Here is a 23,669-nt window from a genome sequence, read left to right as displayed (position 1 = left end):
CTATATTTCAGGCAGCCAACCGGAGACCAATATGCCCTCGAGCCGTCATGCCGTCCGTGACATTTCCTACGCCTATTCCGCCGAAACCAAAGGCGGGCGCATGGTTATCAAGCTGATGGAGAACACGACGGGCCGCATGCGCCTGATCAAGCGCGCGGACGGGTACGAGAAAGACGTCGCCAACGGGCGGGATTTCTGGTCAGTCATGGTGGAACGTTACGGCCTGACGCTGGATGTGGCGGGTGGTGCGCTGTCGAATATCCCGAAAGATGGGCCTCTGATCCTGATCGCGAACCATCCCTATGGCATTCTGGACGGGTTGATGATGGGGCACATGCTGTCCCAGACCCGGGGTGATTTCCGCATCCTCGCAAATCATGTGTTTCGCAAGGCTGAGGATATTAACAAGATCATTCTGCCGATCTCGTTTGACGATACGCGCGAAGCGATGAAGCTGAACTTGGAAACAAGAAAAACCGCGCTGAACTATCTGGGCGAGGGCGGTGCGATCGGTATTTTCCCCGGTGGCACGGTCAGCACGGCGGTCAAACCCTTTGCACACCCGATGGACCCGGGCTGGCGTGGCTTTACCGCGCGGATGGTGGCGAAATCCAACGCGACCGTGGTGCCGGTTTTCTTTGACGGTCACACCTCGCGCCTGTTTCAGGTGGCCAGCCATCTGCACAATACGCTGCGGATGGGTCTGCTGATCAAAGAGTTCAAAAAGCGCGTGGATACACCGGTAAAAGTGGTCATTGGCGAACCCATTGGGCGTGACGTTCTTGACCCACTCAGCAAGGATACGCGCAAGATGATGGATTTCCTGCGCAAAGCCACGTATGAGCTGTCTCCGAAGCCACTGAAGTCGTATGACTATGGCTATGAATTCGAGGAACGGCATCGCGCCTGAAGGGGCAAATGGCAGTAGGTATCTTTGATTCCGGTTTGGGCGGGCTGACCGTCCTGAACGCCGCGCAGAAACGTCTGCCGGACGTTGATTTTCTGTATTTTGCCGACAGCGCGCACGCGCCTTACGGGGTGCGCGATGCCGAGGATATCTATCAACTGACCCGCAAAGCGGTGCAGGCCCTGTGGGACCGGGGCTGCAATCTGGTGATTCTGGCCTGCAACACCGCCAGCGCCGCCGCCCTGCGCCGGATGCAGGAAGAGGGCGTGCCCAAGGGCAAGCGTGTGCTGGGTGTGTTTGTGCCCCTGATCGAGGCGCTGACCGAGCGGGAATGGGGCGATAACTCTCCTCCGCGCGAAGTGGCCGTGAAGCATGTCGCCCTGTTTGCAACGCCGGCAACGGTGTCCAGCCGGGCCTTTCAGCGGGAGCTGGCGTTCCGGGCCATCGGTGTGGATGTCGAGGCGCAATCCTGTGGCGGTGTCGTCGATGCCATTGAAGATGGCGACATGATTCTGGCCGAAGCGATGGTGCGCAGCCACGTGGATGCGTTGAAGCGGAAAATGCCCGAACCGCAAGCCGCGATACTGGGCTGCACGCACTACCCGTTGATGGCAGAAACGTTTCAGGCCGCTTTGGGGCCCGACGTTCAGGTGTTCAGCCAGGGGGATTTGGTGGCTGACAGCCTGGCCGATTATCTTGGGCGGCACCCGGATATGATGGGGGATGGCCAGGGCGGGTTCCTGACAACCGGCAAGCCGAGCTTTGTCAGCGACCGGGCGACTCAGTTCCTCCGACGACAAATCACGTTCGCGGCGGCCTGACTTCGATCAAGGACGCCCCAATACTCTTTCCCTAATTCGTAGACCGTCGCATCGGCGGTCGTGATATGTGACACATGGAAACAAGAGGTCTGACATGACCCATAAAATCGCAATTCTGGGCGCTTCCGGTTATACCGGCGCCGAACTGGTGCGGCTGATCGCCGAGCACCCGAACATGGACATCGTGGCCCTGGCCGCCGAGCGCAAGGCGGGCCAGTCGATGGCGCAGGTCTTCCCGCATCTGCGCCACCTGGACCTGCCCGATCTGGGCAAAATCTCTGAAATCGATTTCTCGACAATCGACCTGTGTTTCTGCGCCTTGCCGCACAAGACCAGCCAGGAGGTGATCCGGGAGCTGCCGAAGAACCTGAAGATCATCGACCTGTCAGCGGATTTCCGGTTGCGCGACGCCGAGGAATACGAAAAGTGGTACGGCAACCCGCACACCGCCTTGGAACAGCAGGAAGAGGCTGTGTATGGTCTGACTGAGTTCTACCGGGATGAGATCCGCAATGCGCGTTTGGTGGCAGGAACCGGCTGCAACGCCGCGACCGGCCAATATGTGCTGCGGCCGTTGATTACGGCTGGAGTCATCGATCTGGATGATATCGTTCTGGACCTGAAATGCGCCGTGTCCGGGGCGGGGCGGTCGCTTAAGGAAAACCTGCTGCATGCGGAACTGAGTGAGGGCACCAATGCCTATGCCATTGGTGGCACTCACCGGCATCTGGGCGAGTTCGACCAGGAATTCTCTGCGCTGGCAGGGCGGACGGTTCACGTGCAGTTCACGCCGCACCTGATCCCCGCGAACCGGGGCATTCTGGCGACGACTTACGTTAAGGGCGATCCGCAAAGCATCTATGAAACCCTGTGCAAGGCTTACGAGGCCGAGCCGTTCATCGAGATGCTGCCGATGGGTGAGGCCCCATCGACCCATCATGTGCGGGGATCGAATTTCTGCCATATCGGTGTTGTTGCAGACCGGATTGAACGCCGCGCCATCGTGGTCGCGGCATTAGATAACCTGACAAAAGGTAGCAGCGGGCAAGCCTTGCAGAACGCCAACCTGATGTTAGGTGAGGATGAAACTCTGGGCCTGATGATGGCCCCGCTATTCCCGTGAGGATGGTATGAAAACGCTCAAAAAACGTCGTCGTGTACAAGTCATTCTGGTGGCTATCGGTGCCCTGTTGGTATCGACGGTGTTGATTGGGGTTGCCATGAAGGACGGCATCAATTTCTTCCGTTCGCCCAGTCAGGTCATCGCCGAACCGCCCAAGCCGACCGAGGTGTTCCGCATCGGCGGGCTGGTCGAAGAGGGCTCGATCGTGCGCGGTCAGGGCGAAACCGTGCGTTTTGTGGTGACGGATGGGGGGGAAAGCGTGCCGGTGGCATTCACCGGGGTGCTGCCCGATCTGTTCTCGGAAAACCAGGGGATGGTTGGCACCGGAAGTTACGTGAACGGTGTGTTTGAAGCCACTGAAATTCTTGCGAAACATGATGAAACCTACATGCCGAAAGAGGTTGTGGACGCGCTGAAAGAACAGGGCATTTACAAAGAACCCGGCGAGAGCTGAACGCAGCTGCGCTGCGTGCCTCCGGCGGGAGTATTTTGCAAAAAGATGAAGGTGGGGCGTTGCGTGCGGTGGGCATGCAGCGCCCTGTTTCGTCTTTGGGCGTTAAGGATTTTGCGGAACGGTTTGCAGCACCAACATCGGGGGTGACATGCAGACCGTTCGGCAGATTGCGAAAGAGATTGTGGCCCGTGAGGGCGGGTTTGTGGATGATCCGGACGATCCGGGCGGGGCGACCAAGTTTGGCGTTACCATTCACACGATGCGCAGGCTGGGGCTGGATTTGACCCGAGACGGGGTTGTGGACCGGGAAGATGTTCGGGCGCTGAGCCAACGGCAGGCTATCGACATTTTTGTCCGGCATTATTTTGACCGGCCGGGGATCGTCGGTTTGCCCCATGCGCTGCAGCCTTCGGTTTTTGATATGTATGTGAACGCGGGGGCGCAGGCCGTTAAGATCCTGCAGCGGCTGCTGCGGGACATGCAGTTTGATGTGTCAGTTGATGGTGTGATCGGTCCGCAGACCGCAGCGGCCTGTGAAAAAGCCGCGCGGCCGGACCCTGTAGCGTTGCGGGATGCTTACGGGGTGGCGCGGCGGAATTATTACTTCCGCCTGGCCGAAAACCGGCCTGCGGCACGCAAATATGCCCGGTCCCGCGCAGGCGGCAAAGGGGGGTGGATCAAACGGGCCGAGGAATTCCTGTCGCCCCGTTACCACCTTGACAATACGCAGTTTCAAAGAAGGGTTGCAGGATGGGACTGATCACGGGCGTGTTGGCGTTGTTGTTTGGCGACGGGCGCAATGTCGTGCGGGAAACCGCTGAAATCTTTCGGGAAAACACCGAGGCTGATGCACAACGCGGCGCCGCATTGCAAAGCCGCGCAATGAACCAGTTCGGTGCCGAGTTTCAGGTTTCGAACAAAGGCGGTTTTGACCGTTTCATGGATGGGGTCAACCGGCTGCCGCGTCCCGCGCTGGCGCTGGGAACGCTGGGCCTGTTCGCCGCGGCAATGATCGACCCAATCTGGTTTGCCGCCAGAATGCAGGGCATTGCGCTGGTGCCCGAACCGCTTTGGTGGCTGTTGGGCGTCATTGTCTCGTTCTATTTCGGTGCGCGTCATCACGCGAAGATGCAGGATTTCCAAAAGGATATCTCGGCGACAATTCAGCGTACGCCTGCGGTGATGGCTAATCTGGAAGCGCTGCGGCAGATGCGCAGCGACAGCCCCGGCGCGGCCTCTGCGGGAACGGATGCGCAGCTTGCGATGGACGCGACATTGCCCGACGCGAACCCGGCGCTTGAGGATTGGCGGCGCTTGCGCAAGGCGTGATCCGCGACACTATGTGCGCCTGAAACCAGCGAAAGTGAATGGCGTTCCCGCCGCCCCGGGAGTATATCCTTGGGCATGATTACAGAGCTTGGTCACTTCGCCCTTATCCTCGCGTTTTTTGTCGCCATCGTGCAAAGCGTAGTGCCGCTGATTGGGGCGGCGAAACGCTGGGCGGGATGGATGGCTTTTGCCGAACCGGCGGCGATTTTGCAGTTTCTGCTGACGGCCTTTTCCTTTGCGGCGCTGGTCTGGGCGTTCATGTCCTCGGACTTCTCGCTGCGGATCGTGGTTGAGAACAGCCATTCCGCCAAGCCGATGCTGTACAAGATCAGCGGCACTTGGGGGAACCACGAAGGGTCGATGCTGCTGTGGGTGCTGATTGTGACCCTGTTTGGCGGCATGGCCGCGTTTTTCGGTGGCGGATTGCCCCCAACACTGAAAGCCCGCGTTCTGGCGGTGCAATCGGCTGTTGCGGTGGCGTTCTTTGCGTTCATCCTGTTCACTTCGAACCCGTTTGACCGGCTGGCCGTTGCGCCGTTTGACGGGCGCGACCTGAACCCGCTATTGCAGGACCCCGGTTTGGCCTTCCATCCGCCGTTCCTGTATCTGGGCTATGTCGGCCTGAGCATGGCGTTCAGCTTTGCAGTGGCTGCCCTGATCGAAGGGCGCATCGATGCCGCTTGGGGCCGGTGGGTGCGCCCGTGGACTCTGGGCGCGTGGGTCTTTCTGACAATCGGCATCGCGCTTGGATCGTGGTGGGCCTATTACGAGCTGGGCTGGGGCGGGTTCTGGTTCTGGGATCCGGTCGAGAATGCCTCGTTCATGCCGTGGCTGCTGGCGGCGGCGCTGTTGCATTCGGCGATTGTGGTTGAAAAGCGCGAGGCGCTGAAAAGCTGGACCATCCTGCTGGCGATCATCGCGTTCGGGTTCTCTCTGATCGGGACATTCATTGTGCGCTCGGGCCTGCTGACCTCGGTGCACGCCTTCGCGAATGACCCCGAGCGCGGGGTGTTCATCCTGCTGATCCTTGTATTCTTCATCGGCGGTGCGCTGACCCTGTTTGCCGCCCGCGCGCAGGCGATGGAGGCGAAGGGCGTATTCGGCATGGTCAGCCGCGAAAGCGCGCTGATTGTGAACAATGTTTTGCTGGCCGTCAGTTGCTTTGTCGTATTCGTGGGAACCATGTGGCCGATGGTGGCCGAGATGATGTTCGACCGGAAACTCTCGGTCGGTGCGCCGTTTTTTAACGCCGCCTTTACGCCCTTCATGGTGTTGTTGGGCATTGCCCTGCCCATCGGTGCCATGCTGCCGTGGAAACGGGGCAGGCTTGGGAAAACCGTTTGGTCGCTGCGCTATACCTTTGGGCTGGCGCTGGCCTTGGCGCTGTTGGTTTGGGCGATGCAGTCCGGGCGCAGTGCTTTGGGTCCGGTGGGTCTGTTTCTGGGCGCGTGGATCACGTTCGGTGCAGCGATTGATCTGTGGAGCCGTACGGGTCGCAAGGGCAGCCTGAAACGCCTGTTCCGGCTGCCCGGGGCAGATTGGGGCAAGGCCGTGGCCCATACCGGGCTTGGCGTGACCATCTTTGCAATCGCCGGACTTACGGCATGGGAGGTCGAAGATATCCGCGTCGCACAATACGGTCAGCCGTTCGAGGTGGGGCAGTTCACCCTGACGCTGCAGGATGTGCGCAGGGTTCAGGGGCCGAACTATTTCTCGACGACCGCGGATGTGCTGGTTGAAAGCTCCGGGCGCCCAATCGGTACGCTGCACCCCGAGAAACGGGATTACCCGGTGGCGCGCATGCCCACGACAGAGGCCGCGATTGACTACCGTTTCCTGCGCGATCTTTACGTGGTGATCGGGGATCAGCAGGCTGATGGCGGCTGGGTGATGCGCACCTATATCAAGCCCTTTGCGAACTGGATTTGGGCTGGGTGTCTTTTGATGGCGCTCGGGGGTGTTCTCAGCCTGTGCGACCGCCGCTTCCGCGTGGCGGCTGGCGCGCGAAAGGCCCCCTCTGGCGGAGTACCTGCGGAATGAAGCGGCTGATCCTGATCCTTCTGATGCTGGCCACGCCGGTTCTGGCGGTGCAACCGGACGAGGTACTGGACGATCCGGTGCTGGAACAACGGGCACGGGACCTGTCCACCGGTCTGCGCTGTCTGGTTTGTCGGAACGAGAGCATTGACGAAAGCAATGCCGATCTGGCCCGCGACCTGCGCCTGTTGCTGCGCGAACGTCTGGTGGCAGGCGACACGGATCAAGAGGCGATTGCCTTCATCGTCGATCGCTACGGCGAATATGTGCTGCTGAAACCAAAGACCACCGGATCGAACCTGTTTCTATGGCTTGCCGGTCCGATCATGCTGCTGATCGCCGCAGGGCTGGGTTGGAACTTTCTGCGCGGGCGCGCCAAGGTTCAGGAAACCGGCGATGCGGATAAGCTGAGCGACGAAGAGAAAGAGCGCCTGCGCCGAATTCTAGAAGACTGACGCCGGGTTCGCCTTTCCCTCGGCGGCAATATCAGTCAGGATTTGTAAAAAACTGACCGCGAGGGACGCCCGGAATGGACTATGAGACGATCCTGCTGGAGGTCACGGACGGGCTGGCCGTTCTGACGCTCAATCGCCCCGACAAGATGAACGCGCTGACCACGCAGATGCGGGCCGAGATCACGCATGGTATGAAACACGCCGCCCGCCATGCGCGGTGCATTGTGCTGACCGGGGCAGGGCCCGCGTTCTGTTCGGGTCAGGATCTGGGCGATGCATCCTCGACCGGGAAGATCGATCTTGAGCGGTCTTTGCGCGACGAATACGAGCCGATGCTCGAAACCATCCACGACAGCCCGGTGCCAACCATTGCCGCCGTGAACGGCCCGGCGGCTGGGGCAGGGGCCAATCTTGCGCTGTGCGCGGATGTGGTGATTGCGACTGAAAGCGCCTATTTCCTGCAGGCTTTTGCCCGGATCGGCCTGTTGCCGGATGCAGGTGGCACCTGGTTCATGCCGCGTCAGATGGGGCTGGCCAAAGCGATGGGCGCTGCGCTGTTTGCCGACAAAATCAGCGCCCGGCAGGCCGATGACTGGGGTCTGATCTGGGAAGCGGTTGCGGATCAGGACTTCGCTGCCCATTGGCGCAAGCGGGCTGAGTATCTGGCGAATGGCCCGACCGCAGCGTTCGGCGCGATCAAGCAAGCCTTGCGCGGGACATACGAAAGCACGTTACACCAGCAACTGGCGACCGAGGCTCATTTGCAGGGGGAATGCGGCCGCTCGCGCGACTTTGCCGAAGGCGTCGTGGCCTTCATGGAAAAACGCCCCCCGAAATTCGAGGGGCGCTGAATTCACTCAGGCGCGGCGGCGGCGACGTGTGCGCCGTTCCAGAACCGCGTCCGCTTCGGTACCGTCCGAGGCGGATGAGAACGGGCCGAGCGCGTCGGTGATCTGATCCAGAGTGGGGCGATCCGAACGGGGCTTGCTGTCCAGCGCTTCGCGCATTTTTTGGATATGGGCGGGCATGGTGCCACAGCAGCCGCCGATGATCGTTGCACCGGAATCCCGCGCCATAACCGCGTATTCCGCCATCAACTCCGGCGTTCCGTCATAGTGAATATGCCCATCGACGTATTTCGGAATGCCCGCATTGCCTTTCGAAATCAAAGGCCGCTCGGTCCCCTGTGCCACAAAGCCCAGCACCGTGCGCAGAATGTCCGATGCGCCGGTGCCGCAATTCGCGCCGAAGGCAATCGGCGGGTTGGGCAGGGTTTCGACCAGCAGCGCCAGATTGGCCGAGGTTACGCCCATCATCGTGCGCCCGGCAGTGTCGAAACTCATCGTGCCGCACCAGGGCATGTCGGCCAGCGCAAAAGCCTCGGCCGCGGCGCGGAATTCTTCGGGGGCGCTGATGGTTTCAAGCCACAGCACATCGGCACCGCCGTCTTTCAGCGCTTCGGCCTGTTCGTGGAACATCTCGACGGCGTCAGAGTGGGACAGGCTGCCGACCGGCTCCATGATCTCACCTGTGGGGCCAACCGAACCGGCCACGACAACGGGTCGTCCGGCGGTATCGGCAATCTCGCGGCCAAGTTCGGCCCCGATGCGGTTCAGTTCGGCAACCCGGTATTGCGCGTCGTGCAGCTTCAGGCGGGCTGCTGTGCCGCCAAAGGTGTTGGTCAGGAACAGATCGCTGCCCGCGTCAACTGATCCTTTGTACAGGGCGCGAATCTTGTCCGGCGCATCCACATTCCACAGTTCGGGCGCATCCCCCGATTGCAGGCCCATGTTGAACAGGTTTGTTCCGGTCGCCCCATCGGCCAGAATGGCGTCCGTGGTTTCCAGCAGTTTGTTCAGCGCGTTTGTCATTGGAGTAGTCCAAAAAATTGGCGCAATACGCCGTTGGAAAAAGAGACGCCCCGTGTCTCATGACCGGGGCATCAAATCAAATTCATAAATCTCATGAAGATCATGAGGTTTGCATTTTCGGTGTCAGATTTCGGCCTCTGCCATCACCTGTTCCTTGGCTTCGACCAGCAGTTCCGCCATCTTTTCGCGAATCTTCGCCTCGTCCGCCAGATCACCCAGATAGCCTTTTACGGCCTCTACCACGTCGTCTTCGCTGACATTCTGCAAATCGGTGTGAACCAGCTCCTGCCCGTATTCGCGCGCTTTTTCGACGGTCTCGCCTTTCAGGGTCGATGCCCAGACGGCCATGAACCTGTTCCGACGCATCCGGGCAATGAACTGCATCTTTTCGTCATGGGCGAACTTGTTTTCAAACGCGGCTTCACGTTCGTCAAATGTGGTCATTGGTTGGGGACCCCTTGGATTACATCTTCTTGCCTGATGATATGACTATAGCAGCGGGCAGGCGCAAGGTATTTGCGCTGCGTCAAAGCTTCCATGTCTGCTGAACTTGCGGGAAAGGGGGGCTTGGACTATGAGGGCGCCAACGCCGAGGGACTCATTCCCTCGCTCCAGATCGGAAGGGTCGCTTATGGCGCGTCGCAAGAAAATCTACGAAGGCAAAGCCAAGATCCTGTACGAAGGCCCCGAGCCGGGCACAATTGTGCAGTATTTCAAGGATGACGCCACCGCGTTCAACGCCGAGAAAAAGGACGTGATCGACGGCAAGGGTGTGCTGAACAACCGCCTGAGCGAGTTTTTCATGGACGGTCTGAACCAGATCGGCGTGCCCACCCATTTCATTCGCCGCCTGAACATGCGCGAACAACTGGTGCGCAACTGTGAAATCGTGCCGCTTGAGGTGATCGTGCGCAACTATGCCGCCGGGTCGCTGTGCAAACGTCTGGGTATCGCCGAGGGGACTCAGCTGCCGCGTCCGATCATCGAATATTGCTACAAGGACGATGCCCTGGGCGATCCGCTGGTCTCGGAAGAGCACATCGCCGCCTTTGGCTGGGCCAGCCAGCAGGACATGGACGATATCCTGAGCCTCGCCCTGCGGGTGAATGATTTCATGAGCGGTGTGATGCTGGCCGTGGGCATCCGCCTGATCGACTTCAAGATCGAAATCGGCCGCGTGTTCGAAGGCGACTTCCAGCGCCTGCTGGTGGCGGATGAGATCAGCCCCGACAGCTGCCGTCTGTGGGACATCGAGACCGGGCAGAAGCTGGACAAGGACGTGTTCCGCCGCGATCTGGGCAGCCTGACCGACGCTTATTCCGAGGTCGCCCGCCGTCTGGGCGTTCTGCCAAAAAGCAACGTGACCAAGCCGACGCTGATCAACTGACCGCGTGCAGAACTGAAACACCGATGAAAACGCCGCCCCAACAGGTGGCGTTTTTTCTTTGCATGGCACCCAGGCCCGGCTTGCCAGCACGATCCGCTAAAGGCCGTGCAAACAGGGTTGTCCAATCACCGCAACCGCGCTATCCCCCGCGCAACGAAATGGGTCCGGGGCGCGGCCCGCAGGTGGAGTTGCGAATATGAAGGCACGGGTGCATGTGATGCTCAAGAACGGGGTGCTTGACCCGCAGGGTGAAGCAGTTCGGCACGCACTGGGCGCGATGGGCTTCGATCAGGTCGAAGGCGTGCGGCAGGGCAAGGTCATCGACCTGGAACTGGCCGATGGCGCGACCGAGGCGGACGTGACCGAAATGTGCGAAAAGCTGCTGGCCAACACGGTCATCGAGCGCTTTGAGATCGAACTGATCTGAGTTTCACCCACCAAGGAGGGTCCGCAATGCGCGCTGCCGTCATCGTATTCCCCGGCTCAAACTGTGACCGCGATCTTGCGGTTGCGTTCGAACAAGCAGGCTTTCAGGTCGATATGGTGTGGCACAAGGATGCCGCGCTGCCCGAGGGGGTCGATATTGTCGGCGTACCGGGCGGCTTTTCGTACGGGGATTACCTGCGCTGTGGTGCGATTGCGGCGCAATCCCCGATCTGCAAGGCGGTCGTGGAGCACACCGAACGCGGAGGCTATGCAGTCGGCATCTGCAATGGGTTTCAGATTCTGACCGAAACCGGCATCCTGCCCGGCGCTTTGCTGCGCAATGCGGGGCTGAAATACATCTGCAAGACCGTGGGGCTGAAGGTCGAAACAAGCGACAGTGCCTTCACCGAAGGGTACAATGCCGGAGATGTGATCGGCATCCCGATTGCCCACCACGACGGAAACTATTTCGCCGATGATGAAACATTGTCCGCGCTTAGGGATCAGGACCGGATTGCGTTCACCTATAGCGAGAATCCCAATGGCTCGGTGGGTGATATAGCTGGCATTTTGTCCGAAAACCGGCGTGTTCTTGGTATGATGCCGCACCCCGAGCGGGCGGCGGATCCGGGCCATGGCGGCACCGACGGGGCGGCGTTGTTCCGCGCATTGTCGGGTGTGCTGGCGCCAGCGTGACTTGAGGTCATCCCCGCGCCCGCGTAACTTCCGGGGATGAATTCCGAAGTTCATTCAGGCCGGTCCAAATTGCTCAGACCTTTTCGCGGTGCGCCCCTGGGGTGGCGGCTGCGCTTGGCCGTTCTGGTTCTTTTGCTGACGGCCGCTGCCACCGTCTGGGTGACAAATCGGCTGCTGACGGACCGGTTCACTGAATCCACCCGAAACCGGGCCGAGGTCCGGCTGGCCCTGTATTCCGGCAACCTGCTCAGCGAATTGCGCCGAAACGCCATCGTCCCGCAATTGCTGGCGCGCGATCCGACGTTGATTTCGGCCCTGCAATCCAGCGATTACACGCTGTCCTCGCAACGCTTGATTTCCTTTGTGGAGGAAATCGGCGCGGCCTCGCTCATGCTGCTGGACAACGACGGAACCACGGTTGCCGCGACCGATCGGAACCGCATTCAGGAAACGCATCGGAACACACCCTATTTCGTGGACGCCGTCCGGTCGAACGCCACGATTTTTTCGGTAATTCCGAAGGAAGCCGGCGGATATAGCTTTGTTTATTCACGTCGGATCGAATCCGGGCCGGACACCCTGGGCGTCATTGTGGTCGAGGTCGATCTGCAGAAATTCGAACGCACCTGGGCGGGGATTTCGGATGCAGTGTTTGTAACCGACAGCACCGGTACCATCATCCTGTCGACCGAACCGCAGTGGCGCGGGCTGGAAGAAACCGCAGCCTTGCTGCGTCAGCCGCCAGAAGGGGCAATTCAACGGGCGATTCGGGCCACGACCGACTGGACCGCGCTGCCCCCCGACGCCTATCTGCAGGGCGAGGCCGTGATGCGGATGGAAACGCGCATCCCGTTCCGAGGCTGGCAGATGACCTCGTTCACGACCTATTCGTCGATCCGCGAAAGGGTGAACAGCGTTATTGCGCTCGAGATCATGGGTTTTGCGATTCTGCTGGCGCTGGCCTTCTACGCGCTCAGCCGCCGGGCAACGCTGAGGATGGCGCTGTTCCAGCGCGAATCGGCAGAGCTTCGCGCATTGAACGCAAGGCTACAGCGGGAAATCGCTGAGCGGGAACGGGTTGAAAAGACGCTGGATTTGGCCGAGCAGACCCTTGCCCAAAGCTCGAAACTGGCCGCGTTGGGCGAGATGTCAGCCGCTGTCAGCCACGAGCTAAATCAACCGCTGGCTGCAATGAAAACCTATTTGGCCGGGGCCCGCCTTTTGCTGCGCCGAAACCGCCCCGAAGAGGCGCTGGCCAGCTTTGGCCGGATCGATGGATTGATCGAGCGGATGGGGGCGATCACGCGGCAGCTGAAATCCTATGCGCGCAAGGGGGCGGATGCGTTTTCGCCTGTAAACCTTGGGGAAGCGCTGGCCTCGTCCCTGTCCATGATGGAACCGCAATTGCGGCAGCGGCATGTGAAGATCACTCAGATCCTGCCCGAAGAGCCGGTGATGGTGATGGGGGACCGGATGCGGATCGAGCAGGTGATGGTCAACCTCTTGCGAAATGCGCTGGACGCCACCAAATCAGTGACAGAGCCGGATGTGGAGATCATTCTGGCCGCAGGCGACATGGCGGTACTGACCGTGCGCGATAACGGGTATGGTATTGAAGATATCGAAAACCTGTTCGAACCCTTTTATACCACCAAACAGCCCGGCGATGGCGTTGGACTGGGGCTTGCCATCTCGTCCGGGATCGTGAACGACCATGGCGGACGGCTGACCGCGCGCAACGGCCAACACGGCGGCGCGGTGTTCGAGATGCAACTGCCGATACTGGGAAGCGACGGCCTTCAGGCCGCGGAATAACGAGGAATGATTATGGCACAGGCCATGAAGATAGCCATTGTGGATGACGAGCAGGACATGCGCCAGTCGATCAGCCAATGGCTGGCATTGTCCGGGTATGACACCGAAACCTTTTCCAGCGCCGAGGATGCGTTGAAAGTGCTGGGGCCGGACTATCCGGGCATCGTGATCTCGGACATCAAGATGCCGGGGATGGATGGTATCCAGCTGCTGAAAAAGCTGATGGGGGCCGACAGCACTCTGCCGGTTATCATGATCACCGGTCATGGCGACGTGCCCATGGCGGTTGAGGCGATGCGGGTCGGCGCGTTCGATTTCCTTGAAAAACCGTTCAACCCGGACCGCATGTCGGAACTGGCCAAACGCGCCAGCAATGCGCGGCGGCTGACCCTGGATAACCGGGCGTTGCGGCGGGAACTGTCCGGCGGCACGCAGATCATGAACAAGCTGATCGGGGCCAGCCCGGTGATGGAACGGCTGCGCGAGGATATTTTGGACCTCGGGCAGGCCGATGGCCACGTGCTGATCGACGGCGAGACCGGCACCGGCAAGACGCTTGTGGCACACGCGCTGCATGCGGTTGGCAGCCGGGCGGGCAAGAAATTCGTTCTGGTGTCCTGCGCGGCGCTGGAAGAAGAGGCTCTGTCCAAGCGTCTGTTCGGCCCGATGATGCCCGAAGACACGCAACTACCCGCCGTCGAAGAGGCGCGGGGTGGCACACTGGTTCTGGAAGATGTCGAGGCGTTGAGTGACACGTTGCAGGCGCGCCTGCTAAGCGTGATGAACGAACAGGGTACGCCGGCTGAAACCCGCATCGTTGCGATTTCCAACTTGCAGGAAGCGGGCAAGACCAGCGAGGACGTTCTGCGCCCCGACCTGTTCTACCGCCTGGCCGCTTTGCGCATCACCATGCCGCCCCTGCGTCAGCGGGGCGAAGACATTCTGAGCCTGTTCACCCGCCTGAGCGAGCAATTCGCCGAGGAATACGGCTGCGACGCCCCGCAGGTCAGCGCGCAGGAAGCGGCTCAACTGCTGCAGGCCCCGTGGCCGGGCAATGTGCGGCAACTGATCAATATTGCCGAACGCGCGGTGCTGCAGTCGCGGCGCGGGTCGGGCACGATTGCGTCACTGCTGATGTCGGATCACGAGGAAATGCAGCCGGTGATGACGACCGAAGGGAAACCTCTGAAAGAGTATGTCGAAGCGTTCGAACGGATGCTGATCGACAACACGATGCGCCGCCACAAGGGCTCGATCGCGTCGGTAATGGATGAATTGTGCCTGCCGCGCCGGACGCTGAACGAGAAAATGGCCAAGTACGGCTTGCAGCGGTCGGATTACCTGTAGCGGAGGGGGGCCAGCCCCCCTCTTGGCCCTGCAGGCCAATTCACCCCACGAGATATTTTTGGCCAGATGAAGCGATCCCGCGCCTTGTTCCCGGCGCGTGATGCAGTTTGCCCATTGTCTTTTCCACAGGACTGCTTTTATTGTATGCGGACGGGCCGGGCTTTTTGCGCCCACAAGTCCCGATTTTGAGTTTCGCTGTTTCGCTGCTGATGGTGATAAATCCCGCGTGGCAAAACAGGCCGATTGTGCCTCGACAGAGGCAGTTGAATGCCTGAGCCCGGAAAACGGGCGAAAGGAATAAATGGGCAGGCAGCGGCACACCGCGCCTGTCGGAGAAGAACCGCGATGACGCGCGCGCAACGATTGAACATACGGGCAGGGGGCCACAGCGCCAGACCCTGCCGCGCGCCGTCTGAAATCGCCCGTACAAGACACCTCTCCAAAAGCGCCTGTCCGCCTGGACGGGTCAGGACAACGCGTTTGGCGCGGTGCACCAAGGACACATGGCTAAGAAAATGCTTATCGATGCCACCCACGCGGAGGAAACCCGCGTCGTGGTGGTCGACGGAAACAAGGTTGAGGAGTTCGACTTTGAATCCGAAAACAAACGCCAGCTTGCCGGCAATATCTATCTAGCAAAAGTAACCCGGGTCGAACCGTCGCTGCAGGCGGCCTTTGTCGATTACGGCGGGAACCGTCATGGTTTCCTGGCGTTTTCGGAAATTCATCCGGATTACTACCAGATCCCCGTCGCCGACCGTGAGGCGCTGATGGAGGAAGAACGCGCCTATGCCGAAGCCATGAGAGCGCGGGATGAGGCCGAGGAATCCAAACCCAAGAAACGCCGCTCGCGGTCGCGGACCAAGGCGGCGGACGTGAAATCTGACGATGCCGTCGAGTCGATCGAGGTATCCTCGGAACCGACGGGGATGGAGACCATCGATCTGGAGGATGGCGAAGAAACCAACGATCTGGACGTGCCCGAGGGGACATCTCCGGTAGAGCTGGTCGCGGATACGCCGGTTGAAGAACCGGTGGACGAAGCCGTTGAGGACGATGCGCAGGAGGCAACCGCTTCGGACGCGCCGGATGAGGCCGAGGTTGCGGTGGAAGATCAGGCGGATGCTGCCGACGCTCAGGAACAGGGCGACGCGGAACCGCAGGATGCGCCGGAGGCCGAGGCAGAGGACAGTGCCCAAGCCGAAGCGACCGCGGATGACGCGCCGACAGAAACCGCTGACGCAGATGCACCGACAGAAGCCGCTGACGCAGACGAGAACGACGCTGAAGCCGAAAAAGCGGATGCCGAGGAGGCTGGCGAAAGCGACGCACGCTCGGACGCCACCGCAAAGGACGACTCGATTGAGTCGGTCGCGGATGAGGACGACAGCGAGGATATTCGCCCGCCGCGCAAACCGCGCCCGCGTCGGTACAAGATTCAGGAAGTCATCAAGGTCCGTCAGGTACTGCTGGTGCAGGTTGTCAAAGAAGAACGCGGCAACAAGGGTGCAGCGTTGACGACCTATCTGTCGCTGGCGGGCCGGTACTGCGTGTTGATGCCGAACACCGCGCGGGGCGGCGGGATCAGCCGCAAGATCACCAACGCGCCGGACCGCAAGAAACTGAAAGAGATCGCGTCTGAGATTGATGTCCCAACCGGCGCCGGTCTGATCATTCGGACTGCGGGTGCCAAGCGCACGAAATCGGAAATCAAGCGCGATTACGAATATCTGCAGCGCCTGTGGGAGCAGATTCGTGAACTGACGCTGCAATCCATCGCGCCCGCGAAAATCTATGAAGAAGGCGATCTGGTCAAACGCTCGATCCGCGACCTGTATAACCGCGATATCGATGAGGTTCTGGTCGAAGGCGAGTGCGGCTACCGAATCGCCAAGGACTTCATGAAGATGATCATGCCGTCCCACGCCAAGAACGTGAAACGGTATGAGGACGCGCTGCCTCTGTTCGCGCGCTATCAGGTGGAAAGCTACCTGGGCGGCATGTTCAACCCGACCGTTCAGCTGAAATCCGGCGGCTACATCGTGATTGGTGTGACCGAGGCGCTGGTGGCGATCGATGTGAACTCGGGCCGGGCGACCAAAGAAGGCTCGATCGAGGAAACGGCGCTGAAAACCAACCTTGAAGCCGCGGAAGAGGTTGCGCGCCAGTTGCGCCTGCGCGATCTGGCCGGGCTGATCGTGATCGATTTCATCGACATGGACGAGCGCAAGAATAATGCAGCCGTCGAGAAGCGCCTGAAAGAAAAGCTGAAAACCGACCGGGCGCGCATTCAGGTGGGCCGGATTTCAGGCTTTGGCCTGCTCGAGATGAGCCGCCAGCGCCTGCGCCCGGGCATGCTTGAGGCGACGACGCAGCCATGTCCGTCCTGCCACGGCACCGGGCTGATCCGTTCGGATGACAACATGGCCCTTTCGATCCTGCGTCAGATCGAGGAAGAAGGCACCCGCCGCCGCTCGCGCGAGGTACTGGTGCGCTGCCCGGTCAGCATCGCCAATTTCCTGATGAACCAGAAGCGCGAACATATCGCTCAGATCGAAGCGCGCTATGGTCTGTCTGTGCGGGTCGAGGGCGATCTTCATCTGGTCAGCCCCGATTTCTCGATGGAGAAGTTCAAAACCGCCAGCCGGATCGTGCCCGAAGCCACCGCGCCGGTCGTCTCTGTGGATGCATCGCTGATGGATCTGGTTGACGCCACCGATGAGGAAGAGGTCGAGGACGAAACGGTTCAGGCCGAAGAAGAGGCCAAGCCCAAACGCAAGCGTCGCCGCCGTCGCCGGAAGAAAGGTGGCGGTTCCGCCGAGGCCAATGACGCCGATGCCAAAGAGACCGAAGCACCATCGGAGGACGGCGAAACTGCGGCGGAAGAACCTGCGCAGGACGCGGCCTCTGTGGTGAGTGATGAAGGCGAAGTGGCCGAAGAAAAGCCCGCCAAGCCCAAGAAGAAACGCGCCCCGCGTCGCAGGAAAAAGGACGCAGAGCCTGTTGCTGAGGAAGCCCAGACTGAACAGGCCGAGGTCGCCGACGCCAGTGACGCGCCCGAGGTTGACCGACCTGCGGAAGCGGTGGAAGCGGCACCGGTTGTAGAAGAGGTCGCTGTGGAAACAGCTGAGCCGACAGTGGAAGCGGATGAACCTACCGCCGAAACCGAAGACACTCAGGAACCGGAAGTTGTGGCTGAAATCGTTGCCACTCAGGACGTGGTAGAAGTTTCGACCGAAGAACCCGTTCAGGAAACGCCTGCTGAGCCGGTTCTGGAATCCGTCACGCCTGAACCCGAGCAACCCAGCGAACCGCCCAAGCCGAAGCGGCGCGGGTGGTGGTCACTTGGTAATTAAAGAACAGAAAGGCGGGTCCGGTGCCCGCCTTTTGCTTTGCCCGGATCAGCCGGATTTCTGGATCAGATAGATTTGGTGACCGTCGGTTTCTTCCTGCGAAAGAAGGCGATGACCGCTTTCGGCACAGAAATGCGGGACATCGATGACAGCGGCCGGATCGTCTGCCAGCAGACGCAGCACCGCGCCTGCGGGCAAAGATTTCAGGCGTTTTCGCGCTTTCAGAACGGGCAGGGGGCACAACAGGCCCAGTGCGTCCAGTGTTTCGGTCGGATTTGACATAAGGCTCAGATATTTCCACTTTGACGTGGTGTCCAGCGTGCAACCACGAGGATGTGACCGAATGGCCCGGTGACGCCGGGCCTTTCATACCATATGTGCTGATCTATGTTCGGAATTGATATCATCGACGCAGGCCTGTTGCCTGCAATGCTCATCGCCATGATCGGCGGGCTGATCAGTTTCCTGTCGCCCTGCGTCCTGCCCATCGTGCCGCCTTATCTGGCCTATATGAGCGGCGTGACGATCAATGAGATGCAGGACGAAGCACAGGCCCGGCGCAAGGCGACCTTGTCGGCGTTGTTCTTCGTTCTGGGCCTTTCGACCGTGTTCCTGCTGCTGGGCTTTACGGCCTCGGCCTTTGGGGCGTTTGTGCTGAAAAATCAGATACTTTTCGCCAAAATCTCAGGCGCTGTGGTTATCGTTTTCGGCCTGCATTTTCTGGGTGTGTTCCGCATTCCGCTGCTGGACCGCGAAGCACGGGTTGAGACGGGCGATTCCGGTGGATCGGTGTTTGGTGCCTATATTCTTGGCCTTGCCTTCGCCTTTGGTTGGACGCCCTGCATTGGCCCTCAGTTGGGTGCGATCTTGTCCTTGGCGGCGTCCGAGGCGTCGGTGGCGCGTGGAACCTTCCTGCTGGGGATTTATGCCGCGGGTCTGGGAATTCCGTTCCTGCTGGCGGCGATGTTCCTGAACCGCTCGATGGCCGTGATGAACCGGATCAAGCCGCATATGGGCACGATCGAGAAAGTGATGGGCGGGCTGCTGCTGTTTGTCGGCATCATGCTGATTACCGGCCTGTTCACCGAATTCAGCTGGTGGCTGCTGGAAACTTTCCCCGCGCTGGCGGTTCTGGGCTGATCCGTCTTACCTTGACCTCAATGCTGCGTTAACCTGCGCGGCAGAAGGTAAGGCAATGAGCAGTCAAACAATTCAGCCTCAGGTGCGCAGACGTCGGGTGTTTTATGTACCCGGCTATGACCCGTTCCCTCCCCGGCGATATCGTGAGTTGTACCGCACGGAATCGCAGGCTCAGGCCGATATTTCCGGCTACCAGATCACCGTTTCCGCCAAACCGGGCGAGGAGGGGCCATTTGGCTGGCATGTGGTGTCGCATCAGGACGGCACCGAGGTTGAAACAGATGTCGAGGTGCTTGTCTGGTCCGATATCGTGCGCGACAGCATGTCGGGGTCGATCCCGGCGACGTATATGGAACTGGCGCGTACGGCTTGGATTTACATGTCAACCGGTGCGCTGTGGCGGCTGATGCGGCTGCGCAAGGGGCCGGTGATTGCGGCGCTCTACCCGGTTGGGATGCTTGTGCTGCAGCTTCTGGCGTCTATCGGGGTCGCGATTGGAATAACCGCCTTGCTGCAACCGTTTGTCGGTTGGCTGGGCCTCATTCCGGCGCTGGCAGCGGCTTATGGCTTGCTGCATTGGTTTCGGAAGATCGATAACCGCCTGTTCGCCTATTACCTGATGCACGATTACGCCTATTCCGCGCGATTTCGGGGGGAAATTTCCGCCGAATTGCAGGCCCGTCTGGACAGGTTCCGTGACCTCATCACTCAGGCGCTTAACGAGGATGTGGATGAGGTGCTGATCGTCGGCCATAGCTCTGGCGCGCATCTTGGGGTCTCGGTGCTGGCCGATGTCATGCGGGCTCGCGGGGCAAGGAATGGCGGCCCGTCTCTGTCGTTTCTGTCTCTGGGCCAGGTGGTGCCTATGGTGTCGTTCCTGCCGAAAGCCTATCGCCTGCGCGACGATCTGCGGTTTCTGTCCACGCAACCGGATTTGACATGGGTCGATGTTTCGGCGCCGGGTGACGGCTGTGCCTTTGCATTATGCGATCCGGTGGCGGTCAGCGGCGTTGCCGGGCCGGACAAACGGTGGCCGTTGGTCCTGTCGGCGGCCTTTACCCAAACCCTTTCGCCAGACCGGTGGCAGGCCCTGAGGTGGCGCTTTTTTCGGCTACATTTTCAATATCTCTGCGCCTTCGATCAGCCGGGCCGGTACGATTACTTCCGCATCACCGCCGGCCCCCGGACATTGCGCAGCCGCTTTGCGGGCAGCGCCCCGTCCCGGTCTCGCATTGAAAAGCCCGTTTCCCGATACACCTCGGTTTGCGCATGACGCCGCCCAAACCCGATCCGCGCCCCGACAAGGTCTCGCTGTGGCGATACATGAAACTGTTCCGGCAGGATCTGCTGTCGGCCCAACCGCAGCGCCTGTACCGCGCGTGGATGGCCGAGTTTCGAACGCCGTTCTTCCGATCTTTCCTGATCAACCAGCCCGACTTGATAGACACGGTGCTGAAACAACGCCCGGACAACTTTCCAAAATCCAGCCGTATCAGCGAGGGTCTGCGCCCATTGCTGGGCGAGTCGGTCTTTCTGACCAATGGCGAGACGTGGAAACGCCAGCGGCGGATCATCGACCCCGCGTTTGAGGGCGGACGGCTGAAGGATACCTTTCCGGCGATGCTGGCGGCCTCTCTGGCTTGCGCGGATCGATTGAGACCGCACGCCGGAACTGAGGTCGAGTGTGAGGAGGTGACCTCTCACGCCGCCGCTGACGTGATTTTCCGCACGTTGTTTTCCGTTCCCATCGAACACGAAATCGCCGCTCAGGTGTTTCAGAAATTCAAAGCCTATCAGCGCGAGCAACCGCTTTTGAACCTCGCAGCTTTTGTGCCATTGCCGCGTTGGTTGCCCCGGTTTCATTCGCGTGCCACCCGACGGAACGCCCGCGATATTCGGGACCTGATTGGCCGCCTGACCAGTGAACGCGCCGCCGCCATCGCAGCGGGCAAAGCGCCGGACGATCTGGCGACCAAAATCATGACCACGCCCGATCCGGTCTCGGGTCAGTGTTTCGAGACGCACGAGATGGTCGATCAGGTCGCGATTTTCTTCCTCGCGGGTCACGAAACCAGTGCTTCCGCTCTGGCCTGGACCCTGTACCTGATGGCGCTTTACCCAGATTGGCAGGTACGGGTCGCGGAAGAGGCGCGGGCGCTGGACGATCCGTCCTTCGCGGTGGTGTCAAAGCTCCGTATCAGCCGCGATGTGTTCCGCGAGGCGCTGCGGCTCTACCCTCCGGTCCCGATGATGGTGCGCGAGGCCACTTGCCCGGAACGGTTTCGCAACCGGGACGTGCCGACACGATCCCAGATCGTGATCAGCCCTTGGCATCTGCACCGGCAAGAGCGGCTGTGGAACAACCCCGACGCTTTCGACCCGTCCAGATGGTCAACGGAAAATGGCAAGACCTGTCAGCGACAGGCGTATATTCCGTTCTCAGCCGGTCCCCGCGTTTGCACAGGTGCCGGGTTCGCCATGGTCGAAGGGCCCCTGATCCTGTCGATGCTGCTGCGCCATTTCAAATTCGAAACAATCAAGGGCAAAACCCCGGTTCCGGTCGCGCATCTGACGGTTCGATCGAAGGATGGGATTTGGTTGCGACTGGTTGAGCGCTAACAAACTACCATCCCCGACCCACCTGCGGTATGCGGGGAATGAAACCGGAATCAATATTGAATGGGAACGTATTATGTCCAAAGCAGAACAGCGCGCGCAGATGTCCAACGGTGCAGGGTTCATTGCAGCACTGGATCAAAGCGGCGGATCGACCCCCAAGGCGCTGGCGCTTTATGGTGTTGAAGCCTCGGACTACAGCTCGGACGCCGAGATGTTCGACGAAATCCAGAAGATGCGCGCGCGGATCATTCTGGCGGATGATTTCACCAAGAACAAAGTGATCGGCGCAATCCTGTTCGAACGCACGCTGGGCGAAGAGATCGAGGGCCGCAAGGTCGCCGACTATCTGTGGTCGGTCAAAGGCATCGTGCCGTTTCTGAAAATCGACAAAGGTCTGGAAGAGCAGGCCAATGGCGTTCAGATGATGAAGCCCATCCCGGGGCTGGCGGATACGCTGGCCAAGGCCGACGGCGTGTTCGGCACCAAAGAGCGCTCGGTGATCCACGAGGCCAATGCCGACGGCATCGCCGCCGTGGTCGCCCAGCAATTCGACGTCGCGCGCGAGGTTGTCGCCGCGGGCATGATCCCGATTGTTGAACCGGAAGTGAACATTCACTCGGAAACCAAGGTCGAGGCTGAGGATATTCTGAAAGCCGAACTGCTGAAAAACCTTAATCAGTTGGACGAGGGGCAGGATGTCATGCTGAAACTGACCCTGCCCACGCAGGCGAACCTGTATGACGAAGTGGCAGATCACCCGCGCGTTGTACGCGTTGTTGCGCTGTCGGGCGGCTATTCGACCGAAGAGGCCTGCGACCTGCTGGACCAGAACGGCAAAATGATCGCGTCATTCTCGCGCGCCTTGACCGAAGGTCTTGCAAAGCAGCAGTCCGAGGCTGAATTCAACGCAGCGCTCGGCGGCAATATCGACAAGATTTTCCGCGCGTCGGTGTGATCCTGGGTGCCCTGCGGGGCACCGTTTTATTCTGGTTTGACGAACTCGCGGCGCAACCGCGCCGCTTTTTCCCGCATCACGCAGCCCTCGGCATGGTCGTTGACCAATCCCATCGCCTGCATGAATGCGAACACTGTGGTGGGGCCGACGAATTTCCAGCCCCGCTTTTTCAGGTCCTTGGACATCGCAATTGATTCTGGTGACGTGGACGCGGTCTGCGGCTCGGGCGGGCTGTCGGCCTCATACCGCCAGACATAGGCCGCCAAAGAGCCTTCGTCGGCAATCAACTCCTGCGCCCGGCGGGCGTTGTTGATAACCGCTTCGATCTTGCCGCGATGGCGGATGATGCCCTTGTCCTGAAGCAGGCGTTCAGTGTCTGCGTCTGTAAAGGCAGCCACCTTGTTGAAATCAAACCCGGAAAACGCTTTGCGAAAATTCTCGCGCTTGGCAAGGATCGTGCGCCAACTCAGACCGGACTGAAAGCTTTCGAGGCACAGTTTTTCGAACAGACGCTGATCGTCCGCTACAGGATAGCCCCATTCCGTATCGTGATAATCGAAAAACTCGGGCGCGGACTGGCACCAGGCGCAGCGCGGTTTGCTATCGGGGCCGGAAACGGTTTTGGTCATTGGACCCTCACTGCAACAGAAAACTCAGGCGGTCATCGGCGCGGGCGGGTTCCATTTCCAGGATTTCCGCTGTCACCACGTCGGCCACCACGAACGGGTCCTGGTTGACGAATTCGACCAATGCCTCCGGGTCGTGAGACGAGGCCAGAATTCCGCCGCCCACACCAGCCTTCAACGTGCCTGCGAGCAGGAAAAGACCTTTGTCAAACCCCGTCTGAAGCCATTTGCGATGCGCCTCGACATGGTCCGAGACCTTGTCTTTGTTGGACGAAAAGCGAAGCAGGATGATGTGCATGGATCGGACC

The 23,669-nt window shown here is 60.2% G+C and carries 24 protein-coding genes; 19 read left to right on the top strand and 5 right to left on the bottom strand.

Features of this window, described 5'->3' with window-relative positions; all coding sequences use genetic code 11:
- Nucleotides 1-31: 31 nt before the first annotated feature.
- From ACR0K1_RS05880 to ACR0K1_RS05840, 9 genes are all read left to right on the top strand, one after another.
- Nucleotides 32-910: a lysophospholipid acyltransferase family protein gene (locus tag ACR0K1_RS05880; protein ID WP_480610657.1), complete on the top strand. Its 879-nt coding sequence runs from the start codon at nucleotides 32-34 to the stop codon at nucleotides 908-910.
- 8 nt (nucleotides 911-918) lie between these two features.
- Nucleotides 919-1,728 carry a glutamate racemase gene (locus ACR0K1_RS05875; protein WP_480849209.1) on the top strand — a complete coding sequence of 270 codons (810 nt, stop codon included), beginning with the start codon at nucleotides 919-921 and terminating at the stop codon, nucleotides 1,726-1,728.
- Between the two features lie 94 nt (nucleotides 1,729-1,822).
- On the top strand, nucleotides 1,823-2,851 hold the full coding sequence (argC, locus tag ACR0K1_RS05870; protein ID WP_480610663.1) for an N-acetyl-gamma-glutamyl-phosphate reductase: 1,029 nt from the start codon (nucleotides 1,823-1,825) through the stop codon (nucleotides 2,849-2,851).
- A 7-nt stretch (nucleotides 2,852-2,858) separates the two neighbouring features.
- Entirely contained in the window at nucleotides 2,859-3,305 is a 447-nt protein-coding gene (ccmE, locus tag ACR0K1_RS05865; protein WP_480610666.1) for a cytochrome c maturation protein CcmE, read from the top strand.
- 148 nt (nucleotides 3,306-3,453) lie between these two features.
- On the top strand, nucleotides 3,454-4,065 hold the full coding sequence (locus tag ACR0K1_RS05860) for a holin-associated N-acetylmuramidase (RefSeq protein ID WP_480610669.1): 612 nt from the start codon (nucleotides 3,454-3,456) through the stop codon (nucleotides 4,063-4,065).
- Nucleotides 4,056-4,634 (top strand): holin family protein, encoded by a 579-nt coding sequence (locus tag ACR0K1_RS05855; RefSeq protein WP_480610671.1) that lies wholly within the window; start codon nucleotides 4,056-4,058, stop codon nucleotides 4,632-4,634. The genes ACR0K1_RS05860 and ACR0K1_RS05855 overlap by 10 nt, the downstream gene beginning before the upstream one ends.
- Nucleotides 4,635-4,709: 75 nt before the next feature.
- Nucleotides 4,710-6,674, top strand: a complete 1,965-nt coding sequence (locus ACR0K1_RS05850; protein ID WP_480849487.1) for a heme lyase CcmF/NrfE family subunit — start codon at nucleotides 4,710-4,712, stop codon at nucleotides 6,672-6,674.
- Nucleotides 6,671-7,126, top strand: a complete 456-nt coding sequence (locus ACR0K1_RS05845; RefSeq protein ID WP_480849206.1) for a cytochrome c-type biogenesis protein — start codon at nucleotides 6,671-6,673, stop codon at nucleotides 7,124-7,126. Before ACR0K1_RS05850 ends, ACR0K1_RS05845 begins: the two co-directional genes overlap by 4 nt.
- 74 nt (nucleotides 7,127-7,200) lie before the next feature.
- Nucleotides 7,201-7,977 carry an enoyl-CoA hydratase-related protein gene (locus ACR0K1_RS05840; RefSeq protein ID WP_480849204.1) on the top strand — a complete coding sequence of 259 codons (777 nt, stop codon included), beginning with the start codon at nucleotides 7,201-7,203 and terminating at the stop codon, nucleotides 7,975-7,977.
- A gap of 6 nt (nucleotides 7,978-7,983) precedes the next feature.
- Here ACR0K1_RS05840 and bmt read toward each other — a convergent pair whose 3' ends face one another.
- Complete coding sequence (bmt, locus tag ACR0K1_RS05835) at nucleotides 7,984-8,997, bottom strand: betaine--homocysteine S-methyltransferase (RefSeq protein ID WP_480849202.1); 1,014 nt, start codon at nucleotides 8,995-8,997, stop codon at nucleotides 7,984-7,986.
- Between the two features lie 123 nt (nucleotides 8,998-9,120).
- Entirely contained in the window at nucleotides 9,121-9,441 is a 321-nt protein-coding gene (locus ACR0K1_RS05830) for a DUF1476 domain-containing protein (RefSeq protein WP_480610686.1), read from the bottom strand.
- Between the two features lie 187 nt (nucleotides 9,442-9,628).
- On the opposite strand from ACR0K1_RS05830, the gene purC reads away from it, so the two are divergent.
- The 6 genes from purC (at nucleotide 9,629) to ACR0K1_RS05800 (ending at nucleotide 18,024) form a co-directional block, all read left to right on the top strand.
- Complete coding sequence (gene purC, locus ACR0K1_RS05825) at nucleotides 9,629-10,384, top strand: phosphoribosylaminoimidazolesuccinocarboxamide synthase (protein WP_480610689.1); 756 nt, start codon at nucleotides 9,629-9,631, stop codon at nucleotides 10,382-10,384.
- Nucleotides 10,385-10,580: 196 nt separating this feature from the next.
- Nucleotides 10,581-10,811: a phosphoribosylformylglycinamidine synthase subunit PurS gene (purS, locus tag ACR0K1_RS05820; RefSeq protein WP_480610692.1), complete on the top strand. Its 231-nt coding sequence runs from the start codon at nucleotides 10,581-10,583 to the stop codon at nucleotides 10,809-10,811.
- Between the two features lie 26 nt (nucleotides 10,812-10,837).
- Entirely contained in the window at nucleotides 10,838-11,506 is a 669-nt protein-coding gene (gene purQ, locus ACR0K1_RS05815; RefSeq protein WP_480610693.1) for a phosphoribosylformylglycinamidine synthase subunit PurQ, read from the top strand.
- Nucleotides 11,507-11,542: 36 nt separating this feature from the next.
- Nucleotides 11,543-13,321, top strand: coding sequence for a sensor histidine kinase (locus tag ACR0K1_RS05810; protein WP_480610696.1), 1,779 nt, complete (start codon nucleotides 11,543-11,545; stop codon nucleotides 13,319-13,321).
- A gap of 12 nt (nucleotides 13,322-13,333) precedes the next feature.
- Nucleotides 13,334-14,668, top strand: coding sequence for a sigma-54-dependent transcriptional regulator (locus ACR0K1_RS05805; RefSeq protein ID WP_480610699.1), 1,335 nt, complete (start codon nucleotides 13,334-13,336; stop codon nucleotides 14,666-14,668).
- A gap of 503 nt (nucleotides 14,669-15,171) precedes the next feature.
- On the top strand, nucleotides 15,172-18,024 hold the full coding sequence (locus tag ACR0K1_RS05800; protein WP_480849199.1) for an Rne/Rng family ribonuclease: 2,853 nt from the start codon (nucleotides 15,172-15,174) through the stop codon (nucleotides 18,022-18,024).
- 45 nt (nucleotides 18,025-18,069) lie between these two features.
- Here ACR0K1_RS05800 and ACR0K1_RS05795 read toward each other — a convergent pair whose 3' ends face one another.
- Nucleotides 18,070-18,303, bottom strand: coding sequence for a sulfurtransferase TusA family protein (locus ACR0K1_RS05795; RefSeq protein WP_480610705.1), 234 nt, complete (start codon nucleotides 18,301-18,303; stop codon nucleotides 18,070-18,072).
- Between the two features lie 105 nt (nucleotides 18,304-18,408).
- Between ACR0K1_RS05795 and ACR0K1_RS05790 the strand changes: the two genes are divergently transcribed.
- From ACR0K1_RS05790 to ACR0K1_RS05775, 4 genes are all read left to right on the top strand, one after another.
- Nucleotides 18,409-19,161, top strand: a complete 753-nt coding sequence (locus ACR0K1_RS05790; RefSeq protein ID WP_480849197.1) for a cytochrome c biogenesis CcdA family protein — start codon at nucleotides 18,409-18,411, stop codon at nucleotides 19,159-19,161.
- A gap of 55 nt (nucleotides 19,162-19,216) precedes the next feature.
- The gene (locus ACR0K1_RS05785) at nucleotides 19,217-20,434 is read left to right on the top strand and encodes a hypothetical protein (protein ID WP_480849195.1); all 1,218 of its coding nucleotides are present in this window, start codon (nucleotides 19,217-19,219) and stop codon (nucleotides 20,432-20,434) included.
- Entirely contained in the window at nucleotides 20,431-21,780 is a 1,350-nt protein-coding gene (locus tag ACR0K1_RS05780) for a cytochrome P450 (RefSeq protein WP_480849193.1), read from the top strand. The genes ACR0K1_RS05785 and ACR0K1_RS05780 overlap by 4 nt, the downstream gene beginning before the upstream one ends.
- Nucleotides 21,781-21,853: 73 nt before the next feature.
- Nucleotides 21,854-22,735 carry a fructose bisphosphate aldolase gene (locus tag ACR0K1_RS05775; RefSeq protein WP_480610716.1) on the top strand — a complete coding sequence of 294 codons (882 nt, stop codon included), beginning with the start codon at nucleotides 21,854-21,856 and terminating at the stop codon, nucleotides 22,733-22,735.
- Nucleotides 22,736-22,761: 26 nt separating this feature from the next.
- Here the strand turns inward: ACR0K1_RS05775 and ACR0K1_RS05770 are convergent, their stop codons facing one another.
- Both ACR0K1_RS05770 and ACR0K1_RS05765 read right to left on the bottom strand, forming a co-directional pair.
- Complete coding sequence (locus ACR0K1_RS05770) at nucleotides 22,762-23,364, bottom strand: DNA-3-methyladenine glycosylase I (RefSeq protein ID WP_480849191.1); 603 nt, start codon at nucleotides 23,362-23,364, stop codon at nucleotides 22,762-22,764.
- A gap of 7 nt (nucleotides 23,365-23,371) precedes the next feature.
- Nucleotides 23,372-23,659, bottom strand: a complete 288-nt coding sequence (locus tag ACR0K1_RS05765) for a YciI family protein (protein WP_480610722.1) — start codon at nucleotides 23,657-23,659, stop codon at nucleotides 23,372-23,374.
- Nucleotides 23,660-23,669 lie beyond the last annotated feature (10 nt).

It is taken from the genome of Ruegeria sp. F5 (assembly GCF_056533845.1).
This window is presented reverse-complemented; position numbering and strand designations above follow the sequence as displayed.

Bases quoted from the DNA above. Each gene is read 5' to 3' on its own strand.
- ACR0K1_RS05880 (WP_480610657.1), top strand. From the start codon at position 32: ATGCCCTCGAGCCGTCATGCCGTCCGTGACATTTCCTACGCCTATTCC.
- ACR0K1_RS05875 (WP_480849209.1), top strand. From the start codon at position 919: ATGGCAGTAGGTATCTTTGATTCCGGTTTGGGCGGGCTGACCGTCCTG.
- argC (WP_480610663.1), top strand. From the start codon at position 1,823: ATGACCCATAAAATCGCAATTCTGGGCGCTTCCGGTTATACCGGCGCC.
- ccmE (WP_480610666.1), top strand. From the start codon at position 2,859: ATGAAAACGCTCAAAAAACGTCGTCGTGTACAAGTCATTCTGGTGGCT.
- ACR0K1_RS05860 (WP_480610669.1), top strand. From the start codon at position 3,454: ATGCAGACCGTTCGGCAGATTGCGAAAGAGATTGTGGCCCGTGAGGGC.
- ACR0K1_RS05855 (WP_480610671.1), top strand. From the start codon at position 4,056: ATGGGACTGATCACGGGCGTGTTGGCGTTGTTGTTTGGCGACGGGCGC.
- ACR0K1_RS05850 (WP_480849487.1), top strand. From the start codon at position 4,710: ATGATTACAGAGCTTGGTCACTTCGCCCTTATCCTCGCGTTTTTTGTC.
- ACR0K1_RS05845 (WP_480849206.1), top strand. From the start codon at position 6,671: ATGAAGCGGCTGATCCTGATCCTTCTGATGCTGGCCACGCCGGTTCTG.
- ACR0K1_RS05840 (WP_480849204.1), top strand. From the start codon at position 7,201: ATGGACTATGAGACGATCCTGCTGGAGGTCACGGACGGGCTGGCCGTT.
- bmt (WP_480849202.1), bottom strand. From the start codon at position 8,997: ATGACAAACGCGCTGAACAAACTGCTGGAAACCACGGACGCCATTCTG.
- ACR0K1_RS05830 (WP_480610686.1), bottom strand. From the start codon at position 9,441: ATGACCACATTTGACGAACGTGAAGCCGCGTTTGAAAACAAGTTCGCC.
- purC (WP_480610689.1), top strand. From the start codon at position 9,629: ATGGCGCGTCGCAAGAAAATCTACGAAGGCAAAGCCAAGATCCTGTAC.
- purS (WP_480610692.1), top strand. From the start codon at position 10,581: ATGAAGGCACGGGTGCATGTGATGCTCAAGAACGGGGTGCTTGACCCG.
- purQ (WP_480610693.1), top strand. From the start codon at position 10,838: ATGCGCGCTGCCGTCATCGTATTCCCCGGCTCAAACTGTGACCGCGAT.
- ACR0K1_RS05810 (WP_480610696.1), top strand. From the start codon at position 11,543: ATGAATTCCGAAGTTCATTCAGGCCGGTCCAAATTGCTCAGACCTTTT.
- ACR0K1_RS05805 (WP_480610699.1), top strand. From the start codon at position 13,334: ATGGCACAGGCCATGAAGATAGCCATTGTGGATGACGAGCAGGACATG.
- ACR0K1_RS05800 (WP_480849199.1), top strand. From the start codon at position 15,172: ATGGCTAAGAAAATGCTTATCGATGCCACCCACGCGGAGGAAACCCGC.
- ACR0K1_RS05795 (WP_480610705.1), bottom strand. From the start codon at position 18,303: ATGTCAAATCCGACCGAAACACTGGACGCACTGGGCCTGTTGTGCCCC.
- ACR0K1_RS05790 (WP_480849197.1), top strand. From the start codon at position 18,409: ATGTTCGGAATTGATATCATCGACGCAGGCCTGTTGCCTGCAATGCTC.
- ACR0K1_RS05785 (WP_480849195.1), top strand. From the start codon at position 19,217: ATGAGCAGTCAAACAATTCAGCCTCAGGTGCGCAGACGTCGGGTGTTT.
- ACR0K1_RS05780 (WP_480849193.1), top strand. From the start codon at position 20,431: ATGACGCCGCCCAAACCCGATCCGCGCCCCGACAAGGTCTCGCTGTGG.
- ACR0K1_RS05775 (WP_480610716.1), top strand. From the start codon at position 21,854: ATGTCCAAAGCAGAACAGCGCGCGCAGATGTCCAACGGTGCAGGGTTC.
- ACR0K1_RS05770 (WP_480849191.1), bottom strand. From the start codon at position 23,364: ATGACCAAAACCGTTTCCGGCCCCGATAGCAAACCGCGCTGCGCCTGG.
- ACR0K1_RS05765 (WP_480610722.1), bottom strand. From the start codon at position 23,659: ATGCACATCATCCTGCTTCGCTTTTCGTCCAACAAAGACAAGGTCTCG.